Source organism: Marinobacter nanhaiticus D15-8W, assembly GCF_036511935.1.
GTDB lineage: Bacteria > Pseudomonadota > Gammaproteobacteria > Pseudomonadales > Oleiphilaceae > Marinobacter_A > Marinobacter_A nanhaiticus.
Genome location: NZ_AP028878.1, coordinates 3,397,872 through 3,423,960, shown reverse-complemented (window position 1 = coordinate 3,423,960; position 26,089 = coordinate 3,397,872). Strand labels below are relative to the sequence as shown.

21 protein-coding genes, 2 pseudogenes and 1 riboswitch are annotated in these 26,089 nt (G+C 57.7%); of the genes and pseudogenes, 10 read left to right on the top strand and 13 right to left on the bottom strand.

What is annotated here, in order from left to right:
- Positions 1-29: 29 nt before the first annotated feature.
- From RE428_RS15200 to RE428_RS15180, 5 genes and pseudogenes are all read right to left on the bottom strand, one after another.
- A complete protein-coding gene (locus RE428_RS15200; RefSeq protein WP_004578758.1) occupies positions 30-299 on the bottom strand; it encodes a hypothetical protein in 270 nt (89 codons plus the stop codon).
- Positions 289-1,920, bottom strand: coding sequence for an IS66 family transposase (gene tnpC / locus RE428_RS15195; RefSeq protein WP_004578759.1), 1,632 nt, complete (start codon positions 1,918-1,920; stop codon positions 289-291). Before tnpC ends, RE428_RS15200 begins: the two co-directional genes overlap by 11 nt.
- 28 nt (positions 1,921-1,948) lie before the next feature.
- Complete coding sequence (gene tnpB, locus RE428_RS15190) at positions 1,949-2,293, bottom strand: IS66 family insertion sequence element accessory protein TnpB (RefSeq protein WP_004578760.1); 345 nt, start codon at positions 2,291-2,293, stop codon at positions 1,949-1,951.
- On the bottom strand, positions 2,290-2,580 hold the full coding sequence (gene tnpA / locus RE428_RS15185) for an IS66 family insertion sequence element accessory protein TnpA (protein WP_004578761.1): 291 nt from the start codon (positions 2,578-2,580) through the stop codon (positions 2,290-2,292). Before tnpA ends, tnpB begins: the two co-directional genes overlap by 4 nt.
- Before the next feature lie 50 nt (positions 2,581-2,630).
- Positions 2,631-3,199, bottom strand: a pseudogene (locus RE428_RS15180) (transposase); the annotation flags it as partial.
- A gap of 617 nt (positions 3,200-3,816) precedes the next feature.
- Here RE428_RS15180 and RE428_RS15175 point away from each other — a divergent pair.
- Positions 3,817-4,230 (top strand): hypothetical protein, encoded by a 414-nt coding sequence (locus tag RE428_RS15175; protein ID WP_004582729.1) that lies wholly within the window; start codon positions 3,817-3,819, stop codon positions 4,228-4,230.
- Positions 4,231-4,351: 121 nt separating this feature from the next.
- Here the strand turns inward: RE428_RS15175 and RE428_RS15170 are convergent, their stop codons facing one another.
- Positions 4,352-4,810 carry a hypothetical protein gene (locus tag RE428_RS15170; RefSeq protein ID WP_004582730.1) on the bottom strand — a complete coding sequence of 153 codons (459 nt, stop codon included), beginning with the start codon at positions 4,808-4,810 and terminating at the stop codon, positions 4,352-4,354.
- A 78-nt stretch (positions 4,811-4,888) separates the two neighbouring features.
- A complete protein-coding gene (locus RE428_RS15165; protein ID WP_004582731.1) occupies positions 4,889-6,355 on the bottom strand; it encodes a tyrosine-type recombinase/integrase in 1,467 nt (488 codons plus the stop codon).
- Positions 6,356-7,059: 704 nt separating this feature from the next.
- Here RE428_RS15165 and RE428_RS15160 point away from each other — a divergent pair.
- The 8 genes from RE428_RS15160 (at position 7,060) to RE428_RS15125 (ending at position 17,135) form a co-directional block, all read left to right on the top strand.
- A complete protein-coding gene (locus RE428_RS15160; protein WP_004582732.1) occupies positions 7,060-7,776 on the top strand; it encodes a response regulator in 717 nt (238 codons plus the stop codon).
- Positions 7,769-9,223 carry an ATP-binding protein gene (locus RE428_RS15155; protein WP_115840358.1) on the top strand — a complete coding sequence of 485 codons (1,455 nt, stop codon included), beginning with the start codon at positions 7,769-7,771 and terminating at the stop codon, positions 9,221-9,223. The genes RE428_RS15160 and RE428_RS15155 overlap by 8 nt, the downstream gene beginning before the upstream one ends.
- A 145-nt stretch (positions 9,224-9,368) precedes the next feature.
- Positions 9,369-10,619, top strand: coding sequence for an ABC transporter substrate-binding protein (locus tag RE428_RS15150; protein ID WP_004582734.1), 1,251 nt, complete (start codon positions 9,369-9,371; stop codon positions 10,617-10,619).
- A gap of 132 nt (positions 10,620-10,751) precedes the next feature.
- Positions 10,752-11,681 carry a carbohydrate ABC transporter permease gene (locus tag RE428_RS15145; protein WP_004582735.1) on the top strand — a complete coding sequence of 310 codons (930 nt, stop codon included), beginning with the start codon at positions 10,752-10,754 and terminating at the stop codon, positions 11,679-11,681.
- Positions 11,674-12,543: a carbohydrate ABC transporter permease gene (locus RE428_RS15140; protein WP_004582736.1), complete on the top strand. Its 870-nt coding sequence runs from the start codon at positions 11,674-11,676 to the stop codon at positions 12,541-12,543. Before RE428_RS15145 ends, RE428_RS15140 begins: the two co-directional genes overlap by 8 nt.
- A 10-nt stretch (positions 12,544-12,553) precedes the next feature.
- Positions 12,554-13,669: an ABC transporter ATP-binding protein gene (locus RE428_RS15135; RefSeq protein ID WP_004582737.1), complete on the top strand. Its 1,116-nt coding sequence runs from the start codon at positions 12,554-12,556 to the stop codon at positions 13,667-13,669.
- Between the two features lie 172 nt (positions 13,670-13,841).
- Positions 13,842-15,083 (top strand): ATP-grasp domain-containing protein, encoded by a 1,242-nt coding sequence (locus RE428_RS15130; RefSeq protein ID WP_004582738.1) that lies wholly within the window; start codon positions 13,842-13,844, stop codon positions 15,081-15,083.
- Between the two features lie 33 nt (positions 15,084-15,116).
- Positions 15,117-17,135, top strand: coding sequence for a hypothetical protein (locus tag RE428_RS15125; RefSeq protein ID WP_004582739.1), 2,019 nt, complete (start codon positions 15,117-15,119; stop codon positions 17,133-17,135).
- A gap of 35 nt (positions 17,136-17,170) precedes the next feature.
- Here the strand turns inward: RE428_RS15125 and RE428_RS15120 are convergent.
- The 3 genes and pseudogenes from RE428_RS15120 to thiB all read right to left on the bottom strand — a co-directional run bounded on the left by RE428_RS15120 (position 17,171) and on the right by thiB (position 20,382).
- A pseudogene (locus tag RE428_RS15120) lies at positions 17,171-17,808 on the bottom strand (ATP-binding cassette domain-containing protein).
- Entirely contained in the window at positions 17,801-19,477 is a 1,677-nt protein-coding gene (gene thiP, locus RE428_RS15115; RefSeq protein ID WP_004582741.1) for a thiamine/thiamine pyrophosphate ABC transporter permease, read from the bottom strand. Before thiP ends, RE428_RS15120 begins: the two are co-directional and overlap by 8 nt.
- On the bottom strand, positions 19,453-20,382 hold the full coding sequence (gene thiB, locus RE428_RS15110) for a thiamine ABC transporter substrate binding subunit (RefSeq protein WP_004582742.1): 930 nt from the start codon (positions 20,380-20,382) through the stop codon (positions 19,453-19,455). The genes thiP and thiB overlap by 25 nt, the downstream gene beginning before the upstream one ends.
- 182 nt (positions 20,383-20,564) lie before the next feature.
- Positions 20,565-20,664: riboswitch (TPP riboswitch) on the bottom strand.
- Between the two features lie 379 nt (positions 20,665-21,043).
- Between thiB and RE428_RS15105 the strand changes: the two genes are divergently transcribed.
- Positions 21,044-22,630, top strand: coding sequence for a BCCT family transporter (locus RE428_RS15105; protein WP_004582743.1), 1,587 nt, complete (start codon positions 21,044-21,046; stop codon positions 22,628-22,630).
- Between the two features lie 66 nt (positions 22,631-22,696).
- Here the strand turns inward: RE428_RS15105 and RE428_RS15100 are convergent, their stop codons facing one another.
- From RE428_RS15100 to RE428_RS15090, 3 genes are read right to left on the bottom strand one after another with little or no spacing between them, the layout of a single operon-like run.
- Entirely contained in the window at positions 22,697-23,698 is a 1,002-nt protein-coding gene (locus RE428_RS15100) for an alpha-L-glutamate ligase-like protein (protein ID WP_004582744.1), read from the bottom strand.
- Entirely contained in the window at positions 23,695-25,206 is a 1,512-nt protein-coding gene (locus RE428_RS15095; protein ID WP_004582745.1) for an inactive transglutaminase family protein, read from the bottom strand. Before RE428_RS15095 ends, RE428_RS15100 begins: the two co-directional genes overlap by 4 nt.
- Positions 25,203-26,018: an ATP-dependent zinc protease family protein gene (locus RE428_RS15090; RefSeq protein ID WP_004582746.1), complete on the bottom strand. Its 816-nt coding sequence runs from the start codon at positions 26,016-26,018 to the stop codon at positions 25,203-25,205. Before RE428_RS15090 ends, RE428_RS15095 begins: the two co-directional genes overlap by 4 nt.
- Positions 26,019-26,089: the final 71 nt, after the last annotated feature.

The window sequence follows — 26,089 nt, the reverse complement described above, 5'->3', positions numbered from 1 at the left end:
GTAAGCGTTCATTCCACGACGTAGTTGACCTACTTCACGTCACGGAGAGGCCTTAATAACTCCGGCGAGACCTTGTACTGTTTCCTGCCATCCTCACCCAGCACGATCACACTCTTGCGATTGATTTTGGTGACGATCCCCAACACCGGTCCTTCCCGGCCTTCGAAGGTCACTTTCAGGCCAACCCGCAATTGACTCAAGGCATGCAGGGTTTCTTGTTCTTGCAGTTCATCAATTCGCTGGCAGATGGTCTGGTTCAGTTCCAGCAACTGGTCGATGGTCATGTCCTCAATGCGCACGGACGTTGGCCTCCGGCTGTTTGTTCTGTCGGTCAGGGTGGCGTGGGTCGATCAGCGCCCGTAGCGGATTGTCGGCGAACCGGGGTTTCCAGAGTCGGGGCGTCAGGTCGCTGACTTCACGGGCCGGGTGCTGGCTGATACGTTGCAGCACGTCCACCAGATACGTGTACGGGGTAATATCGTGCAGCTTGCAGGTGCTGATCAGGCTCTGGATGACGCCCAGGTGTTCCGCGCCCAGTTCGGTCCAGCAGAACATCCAGTTTTTCTTGCCCATTGGAATGGGGCGTAGTGCTCGTTCCAGGTGGTTGGTGTCTGGCTGCACATCCGGGTCTTCCAGGAACACGGTCAGGCTCGCTTCACGGCTGAGCACGTAGTTCAGGGCTTTGGTCAGCGAATCGCTGGGCACGAGGCCGCCTTGCGCCAACTGATCCCGGCACCACTGGAAGAAGTCGCTGACCACCGGTTTCGAGTGATCCAACCGGTACTGGCGTTTCTTCTCGCCAGTCAGCCCCTGGGTTTTGATGGCCTCTTCATTCCGGTACACCGTGGCGATCTGTTGCAGCGCGTCGGTGACTATCTCCGGATGATCCTTCTGCGCCTCGATAAAGTAACGGCGACTGTGCACCCAGCATTGGGCATGGGTGACGTTTTCCTGGGCGGCGGCATAACGGGCATAGGCCGCGTAGCCGTCACTGATCAGGGTGCCGCTGAACGATTCGCTGAGTACTTCTTCGATATGGGCACGCCCACGGCTGTTAGAGTAAGTGAACACCACCTCGTCGGCATCGCCATACAGCGGCCAGAACCAGCCGGATTTCATCTTGCCCTTTTGCGGGCCGGCCCGGCCCTGATGACCGGCCTTGATGGGCGTTTCGTCCATGGCCAGTACCCGACTGCGCAGTACGTTGTCGGTCTGGGCATCCACAATGGGGCGCAGCAGGTCGATGGCACGCTTGACCAGATTGGTCAGAGTGCTGCGACTGACGGTGATACCGGCCTGTTGGATACGCTGGTGCTGGCGATACAGCGGCAGATGGAACTGGAATTTGTCCACCAGCAACCCGGCCAGCAGGCTGACATCGGCCAGGCTGTTGTCCAGCACGTTGAACGGAGCCGGTGTCGTGATGAGCTTCTCGGTGCCCTTGCGCCGGAACACCGGGCGTTCGCACTTAAGCACCACATAGCTGGAGGCCCGCTGGGCCAGCCGGTAGGTGGTCTTGCTGCCGATCACTTCGTACTGGTCAGCCTCCGGCCCGGTCAGTTCCGGTGGCAGGTGTTCAATGACCTCCACCGGCACATCGGCGGTGAAGCGCAGGCCGGTGTCGTTCAGGCAGTCGTCGTCCCGCTGCTTCTTACCGGTACCACGCTGATAGGCTTTAACCGTGCGCTTTTTCTCTTCCGGTGGGTTCTCCGGAACCGGTGCATCGCCTTCCTGGAACAGGCTGTTCTGGCCCGGCAGGTCAAATGCCTGCTTCTCGGATTTGGGGCCGAACAGCTGCTTCTTGAACCAGTCCAGCTGGCGCTGAAGGGTCTGGACCTGCTCACGCAGCAGTGCATTCTCCTCGGCCAGAGCCGAGGAGGACGATGCATTGGGAGAAGGAGCAGAAGCCGTTGAATTCATGACCGATATTATACCGGAACCCGGCCTTCTATACCCCTCGAAAACGCTTGAACTGGCGGTATTTCTGCACCTCAATGCCATCGATCAGCAGTTGCAGATCCGTCAGCGTCAGGGCTCGCTGACCGGAGGCAGATAAAGGCACCCGGAACTGTCCCTGCTCCAGGCGTTTGGCCCACAGGCAGTAACCAGTGGTCGTAAAATACAGCATCTTCATCTGAGTTTTACGGCGATTGACGAAGACGAAATACTGGCCGCTGAGCGGGTCGTGCTTCAACTGATTCCGGACCAGGGCGCTCAGGCCCCGGAACGATTTGCGCATATCGGTGGGCTCAGTGCACAGCCAGATCCGGGCCTGACTATCGAGCCCGATCATCCGTTCTGGCTCAGCCGCAGTTCCACGCCGTTGCCCAGGCTGAGCACAATGTTCCAGCCGGGGCCGGAGGATGGAGAGTTGCCCATCAACGACGAGAGATCCAGAAAATCGGCTTCACCGGGACCTGACGACTCATCAGTCGACGGGTCGGACAGGCGCTTGCGCCAGTTACAGAAGCTGGCGTAACCGATCTTCTCCTGTTTACAAAACTGCGGTGCTGACAAGCCGCTGGCGCGCTGCTGATCAACCAGGGTCTGCCACTGTTCTGGAGTACGGTGCTTTCTCATGGGGGTAACCTCGTATCGGGAAATGTGAGGTTACTGTAGAGCGAATCTCAGCGGGGTGGCAGAACGTCGCGGAATGAACGCTTACGGTTGAGCGCGCGGTACAGTCGATGGACTCGTTTGTGATTCCAGGCATGCCCCCATCGACGCAGCACCTTGAACAGCTTGCTGAAGCCGTAGGCAGGATAGCGTTCAGTGGCGCTCTGAAGCGCTGCAATCACCGGCTCATCACGGGCGGTATCGGGCTGGTACCGATACACAGAGTCACTGATGCCAGCGATTCGGCAGGCTCTGCGAACGCTGATGCCATGAGCCTGCTTGAGGTAATCCACCAGTTCGCGTCGAACAGCCGGCTTTACAGCTTTTTTTCGATCACATCCTTCAGCAGCTTGTGGTCGAGACTGAGCTCAGCGTACATCTGCTTGAGCCGGCGGTTTTCCTCTTCAAGCTCTTTGAGGCGCTTCACGTCAGACGCTTCCATGCCACCGTACTTCGATTTCCAGTTGTAGTAGGTCGCGTCGGAGATGCCGTACTCCCGGCAGACTTCCTTGACCAGGCGACCGCCCTCGACCTCCTTCAGGATCTTGACGATCTGGGACTCGCTGTACCGTGATTTCTTCATGCTGCTCTCCGTTTGCCTCATTGTAGGCCGGAGAACTCTAATTACGCATGCACCGATTTTAGGGGGTGTTTACAATTATTACTGGCGTGACCCCTCGTTTTATGCATGGGAAATTATAAGGGGGTCTCGCCAGTAAGGGACAAGCAGTGCCCGATTAGCTTTTACGGCGGGTTGTCGCGGACTTAAAGCATTAATATTGATTTGAGCAAGCGAGGGGGTATCGGAACGTAAGTGAATGAACCCCAAACTGACGAGAACAAAAAGACCCCTGACGCTGAACTATGCTCTGTTTTTTCAGCAGCTGTTCTCGCTCTGAGCTGAACAGCAATTACGGTTATCTATGAGGGGTTGGTCGGACGCAGTCTCTTGGCTGAGGTTAGTAGCCCAACAACACCGAGAGTGTACCAGTAGTGAACCCTGGTAAGACCTCATCCATGAATGTCCTCTCATCAGTAACATTTGGTTCTTTAACGGTACACTGCGGGTACACTGTCGCTAGCTCACAACTCGCCAGCGTAGGCTTAGAGCTGGCCAGCGCTTTCGTTGTCATTTTTAAATACCGGCCGGATAATAGTTATTGGTAGAGTTTGGCATCCTACGTTCCAATCGAGGCCTACATGTCGGGTATCAATCAACAACTACTCCGGGATATTGGCGAGATTATCAACCAGAGCAACGCGGTTGTGTTCCTAACAGACGATTTCGCTTACCTCGGCAAGACTGACGACATTGATAACGTTTTAGGCCACCTTATAAGCAAGGGGCGCCTTCTCCCGATTGGTGAGGGATTGTTAGCTAAAGGGCGCAAGAACGCTATCACGGGTAACACCATGCTATCTGCAGCGGGCGGGTTTGATGAGGTCGCGAAGGCTGGCCTTAATCGCCTGGGTGTTTGGTGGAAGCCGGGCACTGCCGAGGCAGCCTACATATCTGGAGGAAATCAGATTCCTGTACGAACAATTGTAAGAGTGAAACCAGGAGTTAACCCACGGATAGCGTGGGATAAATTCGAGCTACGAGTCGAATGGTAAAGCATTTGCGCGCAGGTAGATGCATAGTAGGAGACGGGGTAGAACCCAAATCAGTGAGGACGAATGCGGTCCGACTAAAAAACTATTGCCGCACCCTCAGTCGGACCGCATAGCTCAAACTTTACGAGGTGCTTAGAGTTCGAGTATCTCTCTCTGCGGAGTAGATCAGTCGTTTATCTTCAATGGCATCAATATTGTCGTAATGCCCTTCGATATACTGAGTACCATCGGCGAAAGTGAAGATATGGAGTCGGGACAACGTCCCCCTGTCGACAGCGACTTCTAATCCTGTCACTAGGTGCGTTTGCAACCCCGAACCCTGGTCTTCTTTGTCGGAAACGACGAAGGTCACGCGATCAATCCAGAAAGCTTCCCACGACTCTTCTACTATAATTCCCAAGGTATCGAAATCAGAGAGAATAAAGATGCGGCTTCCGGGCTCTCGGATTCCACCCCGCCCGAACTTAACCCTGACATATAGCCAAGGCCCCTCATCACTCGACTCCACCCATTCCCAAAACTGGTCAGTACCGAAAGGTTTCCCGAGAGTCAGCTCAGCCATTCGTTGCGTCATAAACATGCAATTTTCACCTTGAATTTCGAGAGGAGCTCAGCAGTGTCGGTCCATATAGAGTTACCGAACACTGCTGAGAATTAATTAGGCCCGCGGACTTGGCGCGTAGCCAAAGGAGCCTGAATACTGTCTAGCCATAGCCAAGCGTTCAGACTCTGTCGGCTCCGGAATATGCTCCAGAGACGCCATGAGCTTCGCTACAGCTGATGGCTGACTCAGGGATAAGAGAGATCGACCGAGCAGGTCCCACGCAATCACCATATCGTGGTAGTACAATCCATGCTGATAGCGACGGCGAACCGTGCTGCCTGAGCGATGGTTCTGGCATTCGTCGATAACATGCGGCGCAATGCCAAGCATCTGCATGTGAGTAGCGGCCGTTCGACGAAGATCGTGTACGGTCCAATGACCACCAGGCAAAATCAGGCTGGAGTGGTGCTTCGTCCGACCTTTACGCGGCTTCGCCATAGGGCCAGCCTGACGTTCGCCGATTTGTTTACTGAACGATTTTGGATCGATGTGGCCGCGTTCCTCCGTTCGTCCAGGAAATAGCCAGTCGGTATGACCACTAAGCTCATGCAATTGTTTGAATAGGCGGTGCGTGTAGTCTGAAAGATGGACGGCGATAGGGTCTTTGTTCTTTGAGTTTTCACTGGGGATAACCCATCTTCGTCCTTCAAGGTCCACATGGGACCAAGAGGCTTTAAAAAGCTCACCCACCCGGCAACCGGTTCCAAGCAACAAACAAATAGCAAGCTGGTTACTCAGAGCCAGCCCAGAATCTGGGAGCATTACGAACAGTTCGTGCAGTTCATCTTCTTTGAACTGCGTGGCGCACAAAACACGCTCCCGGATTTGATCGGGGCCCCCAACGTCTCGCTTGCTGACAACATCAATCGGGGAGAACTCAAGGTATTCCCTGTTCACGGCGAACCGGAACAGCGTTTTGCTTGTTGTCAGCACGACGTTTGCCATGGTGTTATGGCCGCGTGCCAACACCGCGTCTACGGCATCGAAAAGATGCTCTCGCCGGAATTGTTTGATTGGCATCTCACCGTAGAGATTCAGCAGATGGTTGTTCAGCACAGCCATAGCCGCGGCCCCACGGTCTTTGTGGCCGCTTACCGGATTAGCCAATTTCCGAGCGAATACGGCAGCCACATCGTTCAACGTTTTTTGAGAACGCAACTCCAACTCTGCTCTCTTTCGTTCTTCTTTGCGCTGCTCCTGGATGCGACGCCGCTCTTCGAGCGGATCGTCTCCCTGCCGGATTCGCACTCGCCAACTTTCTGCGATTTCGCGCGCTTGCCGAGTTTTCATGCCTTCGCCAAAATCCCCAAAAGTGAATTTTCGGCCGACTTTGGACAATTTACCCACATCAGCTTGATAGCGAAGATGCCAAATCTTGCGACCTGACGGGGGAATTCTCAGGACCAGGCCAGAGACGATTGGATCCTTAAAGTACTGGTCACTGTCGCTAGGCTTCAGCTTCTGAATGGTTTTATCTGCTGAGTCAGCGCTGCGAGGGAGCTCGCAATTTTTTACAGCCATTTTTTTACTCCGTTATAGTTTCGTCAGAAGGAATTTATGGGGCCAGCCTGGGGACAATTTGCTAGGTCTGTACCGAATGGGTACAAGCGAAACAAGTTGCTACAGGACAACTCTCCAAAGCACATAAAAATGCTATTAAAATCCTTCTAAAACATATAGTTGCTTAACTATAACGAAAACGAGATGAGGCTGGTTGAACCGAAATGAAACAGTCGCCTGAGCTTATGGGGTGCAGGTGGTCACAGGTTCAAATCCTGCCGTCCCGACCAATTTTCCCTTCTTTTCCGGTTAGCCGGATTTTCTTGGTCAGTTCCTGTTTCGTTCGATTCTTTCTTTTTTGAAACGCCGTCATAAAGTGAACGCTTTGGGGGACTAGCAGAATTTTTTTGATGTAACCCTAGTCCATCCTGCATCCAGAGTTTCTTCCGACGCGATTCACGTTCTTCACGATCTCCTACGTGGAACCGTCAGGTACCATGGCGTGCGTTGAGCTCAGCGATACGACGCATCATCGCCTCGTGATTTGTTCGGACCTCTTTGGATTTGAATCACGCCCTCCTGCACCCCATTCATGCGCGCCAAATGCCACGAATGGTCCATCCATCTGGACAGCCAGTCGAGTAGGGGACATAGTGTTGTCCTTGGCGCGGGCCTCGGTCTCCGGCGCCGCGAAAACAACAAGTGGACACTATCGGCTTCCCGCAATGACAGCAGTAACCCATTCCGTACTTGTCGTGGATGATGACGAAGACATCTGCGAGCTTCTCCAGACGTTCCTGGGCCAGGCCGGTTATCACGTGCGTACGGCGTCGGATGGCGATGCCATGCGCGCTGCAATGGACGACTGCCTGCCGGATGTACTGATCCTGGACATCATGCTGCCGGGGGACGACGGCTTTACGCTGTGTCGCTGGGTGCGTGACCATTTTTCCCTACCGATCATCATGTTGACCGCCAGTTCCGACGAAGCGGATAAGGTGATCGGACTTGAACTGGGCGCTGACGATTACATTGCCAAGCCCTTCAGTGCCCGTGAATTGCAGGCCCGCATCAAGGCGTTGTTGAGGCGCTCCCAGCTCAGTCAGCAAGGTTTCCGGCGCTATATACGATTCGGGCAGTGGCGGTTGGATTGCCAGACCCACGAGCTGAACAGTCAGGACGGCAACCGGATTGCGTTGTCAGGCGCCGACTTCGCGCTGCTCAAGCTGTTTATTGATCATGCCAACAGTATTCTGGACCGCGACACGATTGCTGGCGTGACCCGGGGCAGGGAGGCGGATCCCCTCGATCGGGTAGTGGATGTGGCCGTGAGTCGCCTGCGGCAGCGGTTGGGTGACCAGGGCCGTCAACCGCGGCTGATCCGGACGGTGCGTGGTGCGGGGTATATGCTGACGGCGACGGTCAGCTACGAGAATGAGTAAGCTCAGGACTATGTTCGGCCGTCTGCGGCCCCGGTCCCTGTTGACGCGGATGCTGTTGCTGACGCTGCTTGCCGTTGTCATTGCACAAGGCATATCCACGGCTTTCTGGTACACCACTTTCCGTGCCCAGGAAAATGAAGGCCTACTCAATAGCAGCCGCAACCTGGCCTATTCCGCGGCGGCCACGGTACGTTTCTTCAAATCGCTGCCGCTGGAGTACCGCCATATCGTGCTGGACCAGTTGCGCAATATGGGCGGCACACGCTTTTTCGTGTCACTGAACCAGCAGGAAATTTCTCTCAAGGCGCTGCCGGATACCGATCGAAAAATGAGGGTGGTCGATGCCGTCCAGGGGGTGCTGCGGGAACGGCTAGGTGGGAGTTTCCCCATTCGTGTGGAGTTCGTGGCACCCGAGAACGTAAGAATCCTGAATAGTCAGATGAAGCTTTCCGATTTGCCGCCTTCCTGGGCAAACTATGCCCTGAACCTCGACCCAATCAATCCGCCGGTGCTGGTGACCCAGATCGAGATCGCACCGGACGAGTGGCTCTATCTGGCGGCGCCGCTGCCTGCGCCTTATGTCTCTCTCGAGGACACGGGCCTACCCAAGCAGCAGATTCTCTCCACCGTGCTACTAACGATATTCCTGCTCAACTTCATCGCGCTTCTGGTTCGCTGGCAAACCCGACCACTACGCCGGTTGGCGAGTGCCGCGCGGGAAATGCCGTTCGACGACGAGCGGCCACCTTTGGCCGAACAGGGCAGCAGCGAGGTAGTAGATGTCACACGCGCCTTCAATACGCTGCGGGAACGGATACAGCGTTACCTGAAGGATCGGGAGCAACTGTTTACCTCTGTTTCCCACGACCTGAAGACCCCTATTACCCGCCTGCGCCTGCGCAGTGAACTGCTGGATGACGAACTCCTGCGCACCAAATTCGAGAAGGACCTGCAAGAGCTGGACTTGCTGGTCAAGAGCGCCTTGCAGTCGGTTAAGGACAACGACATCTACGAGAATATGGAATCGGTGGACGTTCACGCACTGATCGACCAGGTGACGGAACCAGCGGCGAAGACGCCCGGCAAGGTGACGCTGGTAGGCAAAGCCCTTCGTCCCTATCGTTGCAAGCCGCTGGCCCTGCGTCGCTGCATCGGCAACCTGTTCGACAACGCGCTGAAATATGGTGAGCGGGTAACTATCCGTATCGAGGATTCGCCGGAGACATTGGCGTTACATTTCGAGGACGAAGGCCCGGGTCTGGCGCCGCGTGAACTGACCCGGATATTTGAGCCTTACTACCGGGCATCGCCGAGTACTCCGGGTGACGGACTGGGTCTGGGTATCGCCCGGACCATCGCCCATGCCCATGGCGGTGACGTGGAAGCCTCCAACCGGGCTGAGCGAGGCCTAAGGTTGTCGCTTATACTCCCGCGAAACCCGCGCTAGCCGGGGCTGAGGCTAATGTATCCATCCTGTTACATTGGCCTTGCACTTTGATACTTCACCCGATGCCCCCTTGCCATAGACTCATCTGACGTCGTTTTCGACGCAATAGTTGTATTGCCTTCAAAACAACAACAAGGTGCCAATTATGAAATTGTTCAGAAATTTCCTGGCCGCTGTCGGCCTGAGTGTTGCACTGACTCCTGCCCATGCCGGTGAGGTCGAGGTTCTCCACTGGTGGACCTCCGGCGGTGAAGCCAAGGCGATGGGCGTCCTCAAGGAAATGATGGAAGACCAGGGCCACACCTGGAAAGATTTCGCAGTCGCCGGGGGTGGTGGTGAGGCGGCCATGACCGTTCTTAAGACCCGCGCCGTATCCGGCAATCCTCCCGCCGCCGCCCAGATCAAGGGCCTCGATATCCAGGAATGGGCGAAGCTTGGTTTCTTGACCAATCTGGATGATGTCGCCAGTGACGCCAACTGGGACGAAGCCCTGCCGCCAGTCGTCGCCGATACCATGAAGTACGAGGACAACTACGTTGCGGTGCCCATCAACGTACACCGTGTGAACTGGCTGTGGGCCAACCCCGAAGTCTTCGAGAAGGTCGACGCAGACGTCCCGCGTACGCTGGACGAGTTCTTCACGGTTGCCGATAAGCTGAAAGAGGCTGACGTCATCCCGTTGGCGCATGGTGGCCAGGCCTGGCAGGACGCGACCGTGTTTGAAGCCGTTGCCCTGGCGGTACTAGGACCAAAGGACTTCGAGGCGGCTTTCGTCAATCACGATATGGATGTGCTGTCGGGCGAGAAAATGGTCGAGGCGCTGACCAAGTTCCATCGCATGCGCGACTATATCGATCCCAACGCGGTGGGTCGTGACTGGAACATCGCCACCCAAATGGTGATCAATGGCGAAGCCGCTATGCAGATCATGGGTGACTGGGCCAAGGGCGAATTTACTGCCGCGGGTCTCGAAGCCGGCAAGGACTATGTCTGTGTACCGGCCCCGGGCACCCAGGATGCCTTTACCTTCAATATCGACTCGCTGGCGATGTTCAAGCTGAACAACGATGCCAACGTGAAGGCTCAGAAGGATCTGGCGCGGACTATTCTGGAGCCCGAATTCCAGACCATCTTCAACAAGGCCAAAGGCTCGATCCCGGTGCGTACCGATATGGATATGTCCGGGTTTGACAGCTGTGCCCAGGCGTCCATGGAGGCGTTCAAGTCCACCTCCGAAACCGGTGCGCTGGTTCCGAGCATGGCCCATGGCATGTCGACTACCAGTGCCGTCCAGGGTCAGATCTTCGACGTCATCACCAACTTCTTCAACAACGCCAATGCCGATCCCAAGGAAACAGCGGAGCGTCTGGCGTCTGCCGTGCAGTCGGCGCTTTAATCCAGTCAGACCCCCGATCCCTTCCCACTGTTGACGCTGTCCGTGCAGCGTTTGGATCGGGGGCATTCCCCCGCAAAAGGGTGGGGCATCCGCCCCATTCCACTGACCGATAACGGTTGAGGAGTTCTAAAGATGGCTCAGCTCGATGCGGTGTCCCAGTCGACATCCCGGCATCCCCGCGTCCGTCTTGTCGACCACCTGCAGCATTGGCTACCCAAACTGGCGCTAGCGCCGACGGTCGTGCTGATGCTCGTGTGCATCTACGGATATATGATCTGGACCGGCGTGCTGTCGCTGACCGGCTCCACCTTCCTGCCCAGCTATGAGTATATTGGGTTCGAACACTACGAGCGGCTGTTTTCCAATGACCGCTGGCTTACCGCCTGCGCCAACCTGGCGATATTTGGCGGTCTGTTTATCGCAGCCTGCCTGGCGATTGGCTGTTTTCTCGCAATCCTGCTGGATCAGCGCATCCGCAACGAGGGCGTGATCCGCACGATCTACCTGTACCCGATGGCCCTGTCCATGATCGTGACCGGCGCCGTCTGGCAATGGATCATGAATCCCAGTCTGGGGCTGGAGAAACTCATGCACGACTGGGGCTGGACCAGCTTCCAGTTTGACTGGCTGACCGATTCCGACATGGTGATATATACCATCGTGATCGCGGCGGTCTGGCAGGCGTCCGGCTTTGTGATGGCGTTGTTCCTGGCCGGCCTGCGGGGGATCGATTCGTCCATTATCAACGCGGCCCGGGTCGATGGTGCCAGCATGCCGCGTATCTACGCGCGTATTATCCTGCCGGCACTAAGACCGGTGTTCTTCAGCTCGATCATGGTACTTGCCCACCTGGCCATCAAGAGTTTCGACCTGGTCATGGCGATGACTGCGGGCGGTCCGGGTTACGCTTCCGACCTGCCGGCACTGTTCATGTATGCCCATACATTCACCCGCGGTCAGATGGGTCTGGGTGCAGCCAGCTCGATCCTGATGCTCGGCGCCATCCTGGCGATCCTGGTGCCTTACCTGTATTCGGAACTGAGGGGCGCGCGCAATGGCTAATGCAGCTCAATCCCGATTCAGCACCAGCCGTGTGCTGATCTACGGCACGCTTCTCCTTGCCTGTGCCGCGTACCTGGTGCCGGTATTCATTATGCTTATCACCAGTTTCAAAACGCTGGGTGACATCCGCACCGGCAACCTGATGAGTTTGCCCGAAGTGTGGACCGTCGATGCCTGGATCAAGGCCTGGTCCAGCGCCTGTACCGGCGTCCAGTGCGAGGGCGTCAGTGGTTTCTTCTGGAACTCGTTCAAGATGGCGGTGCCGGCCGTGATCATCTCGACGGTGCTTGGAGCCATCAACGGTTACGTGATATCCAAATGGCGTTTCCGGGGTTCCGACCTGTTGTTCAGCATGCTGCTGTTCGGCTGTTTCCTGCCGTTCCAGGTGATCCTGCTGCCGATGGCGATGACGCTGGGCAAACTGGGGCTCGCCAATACCACATCGGGGCTAGTGCTGGTTCATGTGGTGTATGGCGTGGCGTTTACCACACTGTTCTTCCGCAACTTCTACGTCGGCGTTCCTGACGCGCTGATCAAGGCAGCCCGGCTTGATGGCGCCGGATTCGTGACCATCTTCGTGCGCATCCTGCTCCCCATGTCGACACCGATCTTCATGGTCTGCCTGATCTGGCAGTTCACCCAGATATGGAATGACTTCCTGTTCGGTGTGGTCTATGCCAGCGGTGACAGCCAGCCGATTACCGTCGGGCTCAATAACCTGGTCAATACCAGCACCGGGGTCAAGGAATACAACGTCAATATGGCGGCAGCGATGATCGCGGCCCTGCCCACACTGGTGGTGTACATCATCGCGGGCAAGTATTTCATCCGCGGACTCACGTCCGGCGCTGTCAAAGGTTAGAGGTCCTACAATGGCACAATTACAACTCAAGGGTATCCGCAAAACCTACGGCAAATCCGTGCAGGAGACCCTCAAGGGCATTGATATCCATATCGAATCCGGCGAGTTTCTCATCCTCGTTGGTCCCTCTGGCTGTGGTAAGTCGACGTTGATGAACAGCATTGCCGGCCTGGAACATGTTACCGAAGGCAATATCTTCATCGACGGCAAGGACGTGACCCATGCCGAGCCCAAGGATCGGGACATCGCCATGGTGTTCCAGTCCTACGCGCTCTATCCGACGATGACCGTGCGCGAGAATATCGCCTTCGGCCTGAAGATCCGTCGCATGCCCAAGGATGAGATCGACACCGAAGTCCAGCGGGTGGCGACGCTGCTACAGATCGAGAATCTGCTGGACCGCAAGCCCTCGCAGCTCTCCGGCGGTCAGCAGCAGCGTGTGGCCATGGGACGGGCCCTGGCGCGCCGCCCCAAGATCTATCTGTTTGACGAGCCGCTGTCCAACCTGGACGCCAAGCTGCGGGTGGAGATGCGGACGGAGATCAAACGGCTGCACCAGCGCCTGGGCACCACCATCGTGTACGTGACCCACGACCAGATCGAGGCCATGACTCTGGCGGACCGGATTGCAGTGATCAAGGACGGTGAACTGCTGCAGCTTGGCACGCCCAAGGAAATCTACGAGCGGCCGGCTACGCGCTATGTAGCGAGTTTCATCGGCTCGCCGGCGATGAGCTTTATTCCGCTCAAGGTGGAAGGGGAGCCGGAGGCTCCGCGGGCGCGGTTACGCAGCGCCGACGGCGACGAGACCTTCGTGCCGCTGCCAAAGAAGCTCGCGGAGTATCATGGTCGTGAGATTCACTTGGGTATTCGCCCGGAGCACATTACCCAGCCGCTGGCCCACAAGGAGGGTCAAACGGCCATTGCCTCCGGCACGTTCCGTATCGAGGTTACCGAGCCCACGGGCCCCGATGTGATTGCGCTCACTAGGATCAACGATACTGATGTGCATTGCCGCCTCGATCCGGATCACACCGTCGAGCCAGGCCAGCCTGCGCAGCTGATGGTGGACCTCAGCCGTGCTGTGTATTTCGAATCGGGCCAGGAGGCCCGGATCGAGATCTGATAAATTTGTAATTGTAATTTTCGGCCCGTAATTTTCTGTAACTCAATGGGATTACGGGCTTTTCCTCCTGTTCCTCACTTGCCAGCCCGGCGAACCATTAACCTGTTTGTTTCTTATCCATTTTTGATTCGTGTAGGGTAAAAGACACCGATGTCCAAAAGGAGGACGTTCGATGTCATCTGATACCAATACCTCTTACGACCCAAACAAGGGTTATATTGCTCTTCTCGGTTGGAGTCTCAATGCAGTTGAAGCGCTCGACAAGTTCGACCGCCGCTATGTCGTCGTCGCGCCTGACTGGGCCGAGAGTTATTGTGAAGAACATGACATTCCCTATCTGCCCTGGAACTTCGAACGGCTTAACGACCGCTCCATGGAGATCGCCCAGACCTTGAAGGACAAGGGCGTCGATGTGGCGATTCCGTTGTTCGAGGAAACCGTCGAGTGGGCAGGCGCCATCAATGCCGTTCTCATGGATAAGCCGCGTCTGTTCGGCCAGGCCATGTTGTTGCGCGATAAAGCATTGATGAAGCGCCGGGCGCAATTAGGGGGCATCCGCGTGGGGATATTCGAGGAGGCTCACGACAAGGAAGATGTTATCCGCTTCCTCAAGCGGGTTAACCAGACGCTTCTGAAATTGGACGGTGACCCGAACGATCCTATCCACCTCAAGGCCTTCGACAAGGCGGGTTGTCTCGGTCATCGAGTGATCCGTACGCCGGATGAGGTGGATACGATCCCGGACGAAGAGTTTCCGGTGCTCATGGAGTCCCACCTGGACGGCTGGGAATTCGCGGTGGAGGCGTGGATACACGACGGCAAGATCCGTTTCCTGAATATCTCGGAGTACGTGACCCTGGGGTATTCGGTCTTCGTGCCGGCGTCGCCTGAGTTGGAGAAATACCGGCCCCAGATCACGCAGCAGATCGAGAAACTGATCAAGACCTTCGATATCGATTTCGGTTTCGTGCATCCGGAATACTTTGTCACCGCCGATGGCGAAATGTACTTTGGTGAAGTGGCATACAGACCGCCAGGCTTTAAGGTCTTCGAACTTCTGGAGCGGGTCTACGGGTTCAATGCTTATCAGGCGATGGTCCTGGCTTTTGATCCCAAGACAACGGAAGAGGAGATCACCAGCTTCTTCCCCAAGGAAGTGGTCGACGCCAAGTGTTACGCAGGCTGCTTTGGGGTCTATCCGCGTCGGCGTGTTGTCAGTCGGTTGGAGATTCCGGAAGAGACGGAAGACCACGAGTACTACGAGTCGAACGACCTGGCGCCACCATTGCAGGATACCGTCACCAAGCGGACGGCTTTCGGCACACACTGGGGGCTGCTGTACTTCAAGGGTGACGACCCGCATCGCTTGCGGGATCTGCTAAAACATCAGGAAGAGCTCGACTTTTACGTGTAGTCTGGCAGCTATCGACGATAGCGAGGATTCCGGGTGGATAATACAGAGATCGTGGGAGCAGCTCCGGGAAAGCTGGAGGGGTTGCTTACCAAGCTGGATGATGCCACAGGGCAGTTGGAACAGGCCAAGGGCTTTGCCAAGCCAGGTAAGGTTTCGCTGGTATTCGACCTTGCCCGGCGCATCATGCTTCAACCTGGCGGCTGTGCAGCCATCGAGGCACGCGCTCGCCGGTTGGAGGAGGCCGGTGTGTTCGAAGGCTCGGACTGGGCTCACCCGCAGATCCTGATCCCTTCATTGACCACCTATTCCCTCAAGAGCAGTCTGGCCGACACGGTGGTGCTGGAGGCGCTTAGCGAGTTGAGGTTACTCGCAGTCGCGATGGGCGATTATCCCCATTCACTGATTTCCGCCGAGCAGGCCCACCATTACCTGACCCAGGTCCTGGCCATGAATCTGGGGCTGCTGTTCGGTATGGGGGGTGAGGCCGAGCGCGAGCAGCAGGGCCGGTTGTCGCAGCTCACCCAGGCGCTGGTCAGGCACGTGGCTGATCGCATCGGCTACGAGCATGTCATCGATCAGTTGATTGCTGAGATCTGGCGTATCCTCAACCAGCGCCCCATCCAGACGGCGTCGGTGAAGCGGATGATCACTCAGATCGCCATCTGCACCAGCGATCCTGAGATCGACCTCGGTGGTAGCGGTCAGGGCGCGTCCCGGCTGATCAGCAGCCTGTTCGGGCCGACCCAGGCCTGTCAGGAGGATCCCGGTCTGGACATCTACCGGCAGCGTCTGTCGACCATGGATACCCGTAGCCTGCAGAACGAGAGCCTGGGCTGTGCGCGGGCCATGCACGACACGGGATTGGTATCCGCCTATCACACGGAGCTGATCCGTTTCCTGAGGGAAAATGAAAACTCCTTGCTCATCGAGGCCCTGGGCCTTTCAAGCACGGGGCGGGACTGCTATCTGTGCTATCGGGATCTGGTCCACGCCCTTATCGATGCCATGGTGCAGCCGGAAACCGCGCAGTCCGTCTATGGACTGACGCTGATGCTCGAGCGCGGCTTGCTTTACCAGCCGGCGGTGGCTCCCGCCCTATGGCGCCAGGTGTCGCTACCCTTGTCCCGCAACACCCGCGAGCGTCTGCAACTGGTATTCGGATCAGCGGTCTCGTCCCGTTCGTTGCTGCTGGAGGGTGTGGTCTGCATGCTGGGCCACCCACTGGGTGTTGGGCAGGGCAACAATCCGACCTGCCAATCTGCACGGGCCATGTCCATGTGGGCCTATAGTGATCCGGACTATCTGCTGCAACTGGTGGTCTGGGCGGCGCGGGATGATGAGATCATCATGCATTTCGAAGGCAAGGCCGTATCCTCGCTGGAAAGCCAGGGCGGCGTTGCCAAGGAACTGCACCTCGATCTGGATGCGGTCTCGCTGATCCTGGTGCCCCATCTGGATCGGATTTACGGCGAGATGGGACGCTTGTGTCACAGTCGGGAAGGGGATCCGCACCGTTGGATCAACCCGGAGTTCCACGGCTGGTGGTGTGGTCGCGGTTTCAGTATCAATGTGGATGTGGAAACCGGTCGTCTGCACGACCTGGAAAACTTCCTGCGTCACTTCTACGCCAGCTACCATCCCCTGTATAACGGCAACCAACCGGTGATCCATCCGCAGCCCGCAGGTATTGCGGTGACCGACAGCGCCGCGCGCTTCATCGGATGGCACGCCATCACTATTCTCCGCGTTGCGCTGGACCCGCAGGAAGTGATGCGGGTTTACTTCTTCAATCCCAACAACGACAGCGGCCAAAACTGGGGCGACGACATCGTGGTGAGTACGTCCGGCCACGATGAGCTGAATGGCGAATCGTCCCTGCCGTTCGAAGCCTTCGCCTCGCGCCTGTATATCTTCCACTTCGATCCGCTCGAACATGGGGTATTGGCGGATGTTAAGCCGGACGAGTTGCAGCGGGTGACGGACCGCATCTATCGCAGTTGGGGGGCGGATCGGCTGCCGGCGGCGGACCTTCAGGCCGATCCGGGCGAGTGACCCGCGCGGGTGAGCAGGATAGGGCCTTCAGAGGTTCAGGCTGTCAATTCAAGGGTACGATCCGCCAGGATCCGGACGTCGCCTGGGTCATGACTGACCAGCAACATCGTGGCTCCGCTCGCCTTCTGGTCGAGTAAAAGGTCCTGCAGCCCCTTACGGGTTTCGGTATCCAATCCGGTGAAGGGTTCGTCCAGCAGCAGCAGCGGCGTGCGTCGCAGCAGCGCGCGAGCAACGGCCACCCGTTGCCGTTGCCCCCGGAAAGTTCGGTGGGGTAACGCTTCTCCATACCTTCCAGGCCGACCTCATGCAGGATATGCGGGATCTTCTTCCTGCTTGACTTCGATAGCTTCATACCCGGGTGCAGGCCGAGTGCCAGGTTGTCATGCACGGTGAGGTGATCGAACAGGTTGTGTTCCTGGAATACCGAGGTCATTGGACGCTCCCAAGGCGGACGCTGCAACAGATCCTCGCCCTGCCACTGCACGCGTCCAGACTCCGGCGTCAGAAAGCCGGCCAGGAGGCTGAGCAGCGTGCTCTTGCCACAGCCGCTGGGACCTGTGACGCCCAGGCACTCGCCACGTCCGAGACGGAAGCTGAAATCGAATCCCCGCCGGGCGTTAATCGAATGAGAGGCATCCGGATAGCGAAAACGTAGCTGGCTGACATCAAGCATGGGCTTGCTTCCTCACGGGGACCGGCGTCTCTTGGCGGTAACGGGAACGGCCATCGCCAAGCCGGTGCAGGACAAAGAAAATCCCGAACAGCAGGACAAGCATTACCAGGGCAGTTCCTGCAGCATCATCGAGCTGGTAGGCCGACAGTTGCTGGTATAGCAGTAAGGGAAGGGTGGGCGAACTGGGACTGCCGAACAGCGCAATGACGCTGAAATCCCCGAGTGAAAGTCCGGCCGCATAGGCAAAGCCCAGTAGCAAAGGACGCTTGAGTAACGGCAGCAAGAGTAGTCGGAAACGGTACCAGCCGCGCACATTGAACTGGTCGGCCAGGCGAAGTGAGCGCGGGTCGAATGCTTTGAACGGGCCCCGCAATACCTGGATCACGAAGGGCAGGGCCATCAGCGCGTTGATCAGCGTCACCAGTGCGAGACCCTGACTGACGTTGCCCAATTGGGGGCGCAGGAGGACGAACAGTCCAGTTCCGAGCACCAGTGCCGGAACCACCAGCGTCAGGTGACCGCTAGCCTCGATGAACCCCGACTGCCACTTCCGCCCAGACCGGGTATCGCTCTGGCTGGCGCCGAGGATAGCGAGACCAAAACCGATACTCAGACTCGCGGCGGTCACGGCGACTATCAGGCTTCGCCCGAGGCTTGTCCAGAGACGCGTATGGGTGAGTTCGCCATAGAGGCCGGGAAAGCCACGGACGGCAACCGCTACCAGCGGAAGCAGAAGAAAGACGGTAAACACCAGCAGTAGAAGCCGATCCCGCCTGTGAGCCGGCATTGCATCACGACGGGGCCATTGATCGGAGCTGACAGTACCGCCTGGCATGAGGCTACCGGCAGAGGCCTGGCGGGACGCCAGCGCCCAAAGCGAACCGCAGATCAGCAGTTGGACAACCGCAAGTACGGCCGCCTGACTGAAGTCGAATTCGTAGCGCAGGGCTTGGTAGATAGCGACTTCGACAGTCGTGGATTTTGGTCCACCGCCCAGGGTCATGACGATGGCGAAGCTGGTAAAGCACAAGGTGAAGACGAACGCCGCCAGGCCCGGCAGGAGTCGGCGCAGCGCGGGCCACTCCAGGGCTCTCCAGATAGCACTGCTGCCAAGGCCCAACTGGGCGGCAAGGCGCCACTGGTTGGCGGGGATACGCTCCATGCTTTGCAGCATGATGCGGGCGGCGAGCGGCGCATTGAAGAACACATGCGCAAGCAGGATGCCCTGGAGGCCATAGAGATTCCAGCTAGCCGGCAACCCCAGCGTTTCGAGCAACGCATTGAACCAGCCGGAGCGACCGTAGACGGCGACCAGTCCGAATACCGCGACGATGGTGGGCAGAACCAGACTCAGCTCTGTCAGTCGTAGTAGCAGGCCGCGGCCACGAAATCGCGACTGTCGGTGCAGCGCGCGTGCCACCGGGATGGCAAGTGTCAGACTCAGGGCCGTGGATACTGCCGCCTGATAAATGCTGAACCAGATCACCTGGCGCAAATAGGCGCTCTGCCACAACGCAGGTACGGCTTGCCATTGCCACTCCGTCAGCAACCCGCCAAAGCCTGCGGCTACGATGATCATCAATACGAGCGCGATGATACGTCCGGGCCAACGACGCCAGGCTGGATGCGCCAGGGGAGGAGCGATCAGCGCGTAGTCGCGTTGAGCCACTCGTCAATCCACTGTTTGCGATGGTCAGCCACGGTTTCGGGCTGGAAATAGAGTGTTTCCGGCGGATCGATCAGACGATCAAATACGTCCGGCACCTGTTGGCCAAGGTCGATGGCCGGGTACATGACATTCTTCAGTGGGATTTCCTGCTGGAAGGCCGGCGTGAGCATGAATTCGAGGAACTGCCGTGCCAATGCCGGCTGCTGGCTGGTGCGGACGAGGGCCGCGACTTCTACCTGCAGATAGTGACCTTCCTCGAAGGCGACGGCCTGGTAGCGATCGGTATTGTCCACCGCCATGTGGTAGGCCGGCGATGTACTGTAGGACAGCACCATCGGCGCTTCGCCATTCATGAACAATGAGAAATAGGCGTCGCTCCAGCCCTTGCTCACGGTCAGGATGTTGTCCTGCAGGGCCTGCCATTTCTCCGGTGCCTGGTCGCCATAGACATGGCGCATCCACAGCAGGAATCCCAGACCCGGCGTGCTCGTGCGGGGATCCTGCAGGATGATCTTGAGGTCGTCCGGAGCGTCGATCAGTGCCTCCAGACTAGAGGGAGGATTAGTCAGTTGCTCGGTATCGTAGACGAAAGCGAAGTAACCCCAGTCGTAGGGCACGAAGATATCGTCCTGCCAATTGATCGGTAACTCAAGCGCTGACGTATCAATCCCGTGGGGAGCCAGGAGGCCGGTCTTGCGGGCCTCCGCCATGATGTTGGCGTCCAGGCCCAGAACCAGGTCAGCCCGGGTCGATTCGCCTTCAAGTCTGAGCCGGTGGAGTATCGCGACGCTGCTGTCCAGGGCGATGAACTCGAGCGTACAGTCGCACCGCGCCTCGAAGGATGTCTTGATGGCTGGCCCTGGGCCCCATTCGGAGACAAAGGAAGGGTACGTGTAAATGGTCAATGTTGGTGCGGCTACGGCATGGCGCCCTGCCGCTATGAATAAGAACGAAAGGAGTAGGAGCGATAGGGATCTTGCCGCCGTCGTTGGTAACAGCGTCTTAACCAGAATGTTTACCAAAGTTGTCACCTAAAGCTGGATGAGTATCCGGAAACCGGCCAGGGACAACGGGGCGGGGCCAGGGAGGCCTTGAGATACTCAATCCCTGCGCCGGCATGATCCGGATCAGGTTCCGCGGGTCTGATCTCAGCCTGCGGACAAACGCAGACACCCCGTTGAGAGTCCTTTCAGTTTATCAGAATCATGCCTTTGACTGCAGTTACTTGCGACGGATGGTTGATTCTTGCGGGGGCTTTCCTTAGTCTGCGCCCTCCTTTAGAGCTGTAAGTAAAATGCCTAGGCCCTGTGACGGCACTATCCTGGTGCGTGAGAGCCTTCGTGTTGTGACGTTTCAAAGAAAATATCTCAACATTGACAGGCGTAAGTGAGGTTTTATCAGAGCCTCTGAGCATCATGGGTCATCGTGCTGTTCGCTTGGAACACAAGAAGAATCAGCACGTCAATTCATACAAGCGCTTTGATATTTCGAGCTCAAATAAATAAACTTAACTGGTTGTAATCTCGGCCCGCCCCCGGGCCCTCAATTCGTTCGAGGAGACTTGATGTGAGCGAAAGTCTAAAAGACGAGTACTCCACCGACTACCAAGCGGGGCAGGATAACATCACGCCCCTGGGGCTCGACCTGCATAAGTCGGTATTCTTCATCACTGCCGCCCTGATTATCTTTTTCGTCGTGGGCACGCTGATTTTCCCGGAAGTATCCAATTCGTTGCTTAGTGGCGCGAAGAACGGCGCCATTGCCCATTTCGACTGGCTCTTCCTGATCAGTGGCAACATTTTTGTGATCTTCTGTCTCGCCTTGATTTTCATGCCGGTGGGCAAGATCAGGATTGGCGGTAAGGATGCTGTGCCGGAGTTCTCCACGCTCTCCTGGTTCGCCATGCTGTTTGCAGCGGGTATGGGTATCGGGTTGATGTTCTGGGGCGTCGCTGAGCCAGTGGCCTATTACACTGATTGGTACGGCACTCCGTTGGGCGTGGAGCCGAATACCCCAGAGGGTGCCAATCTTGCGCTGGGCGCCACCATGTATCACTGGGGGCTCCACCCCTGGGCGATCTATGCCATCGTCGCACTTTCCCTGTCATTCTTTGCGTTCAACAAGGGTATGCCATTGACGCTTCGTTCCGCCTTCTTCCCGATTTTTGGTGACCGGGTCTGGGGCTGGATCGGGGACGTCATTGACATTCTTGCCGTGTTGGCGACGATTTTTGGCCTGGCAACATCATTGGGCCTGGGCGCCCAGCAGGCCGCTGCCGGCCTTAATTACCTGTTTGGTATCGATGGCGGCACAGCTACGCAGATTGCCATCATCGTTGGCGTGACCTGTGTGGCGTTGGTCTCGGTTGTCCGAGGTCTCGAGGGTGGCGTGCGAGTCCTGAGTAACATCAACATGTTTCTTGCGGCGGCGCTGCTGCTGTTCGTCATTTTTGCCGGCCATACTGTCGGCGTGTTTCAGGCGATGTGGACTACTGCGTCGTCCTATGTAGCGAACATTATTCCGCTAAGTAATCCCTTCGGCCGGGAGGATGAGACCTGGTTCCATGGCTGGACCGTGTTCTATTGGGCTTGGTGGATTTCCTGGTCTCCGTTCGTAGGGATGTTTATCGCACGTGTATCCAAGGGGCGTACCGTTCGAGAGTTCATTACGGCCGTGCTGATTGTTCCGACGGTGATCACCGTGGTCTGGATGAGTGCTTTCGGTGGCTCCGCGCTGGAGCAAATTCAGGGTGGCGTTGGTGCGCTGGCGAGCGATGGTCTCACTGACGTATCCCTCGCAATGTTCCAGATGTTTGAATATATTCCGCTGACTGCCGTTATTTCATTCATCGGTATTGTCCTGGTACTGGTCTTCTTCGTAACCTCGTCCGATTCCGGTTCATTGGTGATCGATAGCATCACCGCCGGCGGCAAGCTTGATGCTCCGACCCAGCAGCGGGTGTTCTGGGCCGTTATGGAAGGTGCTATCGCCGCCGCACTGATCTTCGGTGGCGGGGCCGATGCCTTGAAGGCCCTCCAGGCAGGCGCGGTTAGTGTTGGCCTGCCGTTCACCTTCGTCCTGCTGGTCATGTGCTACGGCCTGTTCAAAGGGCTCAACAATGAGCGGGCACTGATCAATGCCGGCATGAAGTAAGTCGGCTAGCCCAATAAAAAACCCGCCTCCTGGGAGGCGGGTTTTTTTGTGGCTGCTGTTTGTGTTTCAGGCAGGTACGCGCGAGCTCGACGTTTTCTTGGGGGGCGTATACAGCGCGCCGGTATGGCTGAAAACGGACATGGCGTATTCCACCCGGGCTTCGGGCGTCAGGTGGGTGCGTTTGAGGCCCTCGATATACTTCAGCCTTGGCAGCAGGCCCTTGCCATTTGCCATCTGGATGGCTAGCCCCGGGCGGGCGTTCAGCTCAAGCAGGGTGGGGCCGCTGTTCTGGTCGAGCACCAGGTCTGCACCCATATAGCCCAGGCCGGTGGCTTCATAACAGCGGGATGCCATTACCAGCATGGTGTGCCACTCCTGGATGTGGATGTGCTCCAGTGCCAGGCCGGTATCCGGGTGATGGCTTACCGGTCTGTTGAACTGTACGGCGTTCAGACTTTGGCCGGAGGCAATATCGATGCCCACCCCGATAGCGCCCTGGTGCAGGTTGGCCTTACCGTCGGAAGCGCGGGTCGCAAGACGAAGCATGGCCATGACGGGATAGCCGCGGAACACGACAATACGGATATCCGGAACGCCCTGAAACGAGAAGTCGGTCAGCGTGCTGCTGCACTGGATCAGGTCCTCGACAATGGCCACATCCGGCGCGCCGCCGAGGGAGTACAGCCCTGCCAGGATGTTCGACAGGTGCCTTTCCAGGCTGGCCAGGGACACCGTAGCGCCGGACGCCTTGACGAAGCGATCGTCATCCCGCCCCGTAATGACCATAATGCCCTTGCCCCCCGAGCCCTTGGCGGGTTTGATAGCGAAGCCGGCCAAATCTTCGACTCGCTCCCGGAAATGGGAGATTTCGTGCTGCTGACTGACGACCTGCCGCAGCTTGGGGGTCGATACATCGTATTCTGCCGCGATGAGCTTGGTTTTCAGTTTGTTGTCTACGAGCGGATAGGCGCTGCGCTCGTTGTAACGCGCGATGTAGCTCACGTTGCGGCGATTCATGTTCAGCATGCCGCGCCGGTTGAGCGCTGCGGGCGAAATCCACCGGATCATTCGTACACCTTCATCGGATAGAACCGGCGCAGCTCGCTGAGTTTATAGCCGGTGTATTGACCCAGCAGCAGGATGATGGCGAGGATCACCAGGTGCAGTTCCGGGAAGTTGAAGGTGAGATGCCGGGCCAGGGGCGCATCCATCAGCAGGTACGCCAGCGTCGCGACCAGCAGACTGCCGGCACCCTGAACCACCACTTCGTGGGGGCCTTCCTCTTCCCACAGGATCGACATGCGCTCAATGGTCCAGGCAAGGATGACCATCGGGAAGAAGGTCACTGTCATGCCGGTGTTGAAGCCCATCTGGTAGCCGACGATGCTGATCGCCGTACTCATGAATATGACCAGTATGATCAGCGTCGATATTCGCGAAACCAACAACAGGTTAAGGCTGGACAGGTAGCCCCGCAGCAGCAGGCCGATGGTTACGACGCTGATAAAAGTGACCAGGCCGGGCAAGAGGGAGGTCTGGAGGAACGCGACGGCGATCAGCACCGGCATGAAGGTGCCCGAGGTGCGGATACCGATGACGATCCGCATGAAGGCCACCACCATCGCCCCCAATGGTAGCAAGAGAAGCATGCGGAACATGCTCTGCTCCTCGATCGGCAACTGGTAGAGGCTGAGGAAACCCAGGCCGCTGTCGATAGCCTCTGCACGGGCCAGCTGTAGGGCTGGCACCGTCTGACGCAACATGGCAAAGCTGACCACCGACTGGTTGCCGCCCATTACGTCCAGCAGTGACGTGGTGTCACGGTTCCACAGCAGTACATTCTCCGGCAGACCCTGTTCGCCGCTTTGGGGGTTGAAGGTTAGCCAGCTGTCCCCGTCATAGATTTGCAGGAACGGCCGCAATGGCTGACGACGGCGGGCGTCCTCGAGCATGATGCCTTCGGAGATGCGGGCGGGGATATCGGCGTGGTTCAGCAGGCGCGAGAGCACATCCACCGGGCGGTTACCCGACAGCAGGAGGGCGGTGTTCTGGTTCGGATCCGTGGAGCGGATCAGTTTGATCAGTTCACGGGTCATGCTCTCTGGCGTACTGGATTTGGCGGCGGCGAGTTCCAGCACTTCATTTGCGGCTGTGGCCTGGGGTTCCTCCCAGTAGATGGTTTCCGGCTGTGGCGGTTTCTTGGGCTGTGGCGGGCGTACATCCGGGTCAGGCACGAACTGGGCCTTGTAGTAGAGGGTCTGGGCGCCGCTGGCCTCTCGGATGGACCACTCGCCGCGACGGTCGCCTTCTTCCTCGATAATGGAAAAACCGTAGCCTGGCGAAGCCGCTTGCTCCGAAAGAACATGGAAGCCGGGCGGGTTGTCCGGCAGGTTGAGGCTCACCAGCACGGGTTCGCCGCTGGCCTGGAAGTCTATCCGCGCCTCCACCAGCCATACTGGACGCTCGTCGCCCGAAAGCCAGGGAATGCCCAGCTCGACATGTCGGAGGGTGGCCAGGCCCAGACCGGCAATAATCAGCAGCGCAACGGCGATATAGAAAGGATAGCGGGACTTCACTGACCGTCTCCTTTACCTGCCTTTGCGGCTGGTTTGCTGGATTTGAGCTTCTCCGGCAGGGAGGTGGCGTACTCCTTGCCGACATCGATCAGCATCACGTCCCGCAGGATGTTGCGGCCGACCAGAACGGTCTGGGAGAGGTTTTCCCGGTTGGACAGGGTGAATTCCGCCTTCTGCACGTGATCGCCGATAGCGAATTGCATCTCCACTACGGCACGACGCTCGCTGTCATCCGCCGACGCCTGGATGATGCGGGCGTTGCGGGAAAGGGGACGCTCCAGTGTCTCCAGTTCGTTCTTGGCGCCGGGGACGGGTACATCGAAGCGGACCCAGTCCTCGCCATTGCGTTCGAAGTAGGTGACATTGCGGGCGTCGAGCGATGAGGTTTCCGCACCGCTGTCGACGCGGGCCTCATAGGTCAGGCCTGGCTCCATAAAATGCACACGTTCCAGTTCGCCGACGATCAACATGCCGTTGAGTCGTTGCGATGGTGCGGACTTGGATGCAGGTTCGCTTACTTCGCGGCAGACCGGTTGCGGCCGTTCCGGACAGGAGGGCGGCGAGATCTGCTGGCGGATCGTTTCGATCAGCGCGCGGGTGTTTTCGTTGCTGTTACGCACCATGCCGCGATGATGGGCTTTCAGGTCCTCGCTCAATTGCTGGATTTCGCGGGTCTGTTCCGACTGGCCCTTTTCGAGGGTTTCGAGATTGTCCTTCTCGACCAGTGCAGAACCGGCACAGCCGGCGAGGGCGAAAGTGGTAACGACGAGCATGAAGAGATGGGGCAGCGTGCAACCTGCGCGCGTGGGCATGAGCGACCTCGGGTTTGTCTTGTGTGTCTATGGCCGGCTCCTGGGAGGGGCCGAAATCTGACGCAGGGGAG